2 protein-coding genes are annotated in these 2047 nt (G+C 62.7%); one reads left to right on the forward strand and one right to left on the reverse strand.

The window, feature by feature from the left end; genetic code table 11:
- The first annotated feature begins 227 nt into the window (after positions 1 to 227).
- A complete protein-coding gene (locus ACYQ8L_RS18370) occupies positions 228 to 1553 on the forward strand; it encodes a tyrosine-type recombinase/integrase (protein ID WP_459943272.1) in 1326 nt (441 codons plus the stop codon).
- 238 nt (positions 1554 to 1791) lie between these two features.
- On the opposite strand, the gene ACYQ8L_RS18375 is transcribed toward ACYQ8L_RS18370, so the two are convergent.
- Positions 1792 to 2047, reverse strand: a 256-nt coding sequence (locus ACYQ8L_RS18375; protein ID WP_459943273.1) for a hypothetical protein, incomplete at its 5' end; no start/stop codon positions are given.

Here is a 2047-nt window from a genome sequence, read left to right on the forward strand (position 1 = left end):
TCCTTCGCGAATGGCACGCCCGGAGGGATTCGAACCCCCGACCTACGGATTCGAAGTCCTTCCATCGGCTCTTGCTGCCCCTTCCCGCCCGTTACGATCAACTACCATATTATGCTGTCAACACAATATCTTAGGAGCACCAACCCTTTCTGTTGACTGCGCCGGCTCCCTATGGTTTGCTCTCCCGTGAATCTACGAGGAATCTACGCGGCACCGGAGGGGTTGCCATGCCCAAGCCGACCAAAGTTCCGAAGGTGAAAATCACGAAGCGCACCCTCGACGCACTCAACGCCGGAACCCTCAGGGTGCACGGTGTGTCGGTTCGCGTGCCCGAACCGGGAGAAGACGACCTCTTCCTGCGGGATACCGAGCAACGAGGCTTCGGCGTGCGGGTGGCAGCCTCCGGCACGGTGACGTTCGTGTTCGAGCGCCGTTTTCGGGGCGCGGACGGGCGCCCGAAAACGAAGCGCTGGGCACTCGGCCGCTTCGGTGACCTCACCGTCGACCAGGCCCGGAAACTGGCCGAGAAACGCGCCGGGGAACTTGCCGAGGGCGAGGACCCCGATGCGAAGACGAAAGCCGCGGAACTGGAAGCCCGCACCCTGGCCGACGCCGTGGCCGACTACCTGGAAACCCGCGACCTCAAGGAACGAACCCGCCGGGACGTGACCAAGACGCTGAACCGGAACTTCGGGGACTGGATGGGCCGCCGGGTGACCGACCTTCGGCCTGACGATATCCGCAAGCGCTACAAGATGGTTTCCGCCCGGGCGCCCGGGGAGGCGAACCGCGCCTTCCGCTACCTCCGGGCCGTTCTCGGGTTCGTGCGAGCCGCGTGGCGCACCCCCGCCGGAGAACCGGTGCTCCGGGAAAACCCGGTGAAGGTGCTCTCAGCCGCCCGCGCCTGGAAGAAACTCCAACCGCGCCGGACCGTGATCGAACCCCACGAACTCGGGCCGTGGTTCGAGGCCGTGCTGGCCGACCCCGACCCGGTGGCCCGCGACTTCTTACGGTTCGTGCTCCTGACCGGGTGCCGCCGGTCCGAGGCCACGAATCTCACCTGGGACCAGGTGGATCTCTTGGGGGGGAAAGTGACGTTTCGGGACACGAAGGCCCGGCGGGACCACGTGCTCCCCCTGGGTCCGTACCTCTGGGAGGTCCTGAAGCGCCGCCGGGAGACGGCCGGCGACCCCTGGGTGTTCTCCGAGCGCGCGACCACGGACCGGCGGCGCCAGAACGAACGGTTCGAGAACGTGCGCTATGCCCTGGGCCGGATCCAGAAGGCTTCGGGCGTGACCTTCACCCTTCACGACCTCCGGCGCACCTTCGCCACGGTGGCCGAAAGCCTGGACCTTTCGAGCTACGCCGTGAAGGCCCTTCTGAACCACGCCCTACCCCGGGAAGACGTGACCGCCGGGTATCTGCGTCTGACCCCCGAACGCCTGCGGGACGCCATGGAGAAGGTGGAACGCCGCATTTTGACCCTGGCCGGAATCGAACCCGGTGCCGAGGTGATCCTGTTTCCGGGGACCGGGAACGGCGCCGACGGATAGGCCGCCTGGCGTTGGGTGTTTCGGGGTAAGCGCCCTATAAACCGCTTCTGTTCCGGTCTGCGGACCCCGGGGCTGCCCCGGATCCCCCACTCCGTGTAATGAAGCTGTCGTGGACTGTAAAAACCCCCTACTCCAAAATCCGGACCAACTAAAATCACAGGGATCGTACATCCAAAAGTGTCAAACTCCGGCGCACACTACCGCCCTGCGCACCGCCACAGGGCATTGCAGAAAAACGCTATTCTGCTCTTACGGCGATTTTTTCGAGAAATTTTGTTTTTGGCTCGTAGTAGAATTCCCCAACCCCTTCAACTCTAAGATAATACCAATTGTTCACCTCTTTCTCGAAATCTTCCCTGCTTACCCCTCTTATGGCATTCGCCACGGCGAATATCCTATCTATACACTCCTCGTCGGTCGTCACTCCATATCGTGCCTTTGCCCCCTCTATTAGAGAAGTGTAGTAATCCTCTGTCTTATGATTAGGCGAATAC

The organism is Deferrisoma palaeochoriense, from assembly GCF_054656955.1.

Coding starts and splice junctions, on each gene's coding strand:
- ACYQ8L_RS18370 (WP_459943272.1), top strand. CDS start 228: ATGCCCAAGCCGACCAAAGTTCCGAAGGTGAAAATCACGAAGCGCACC.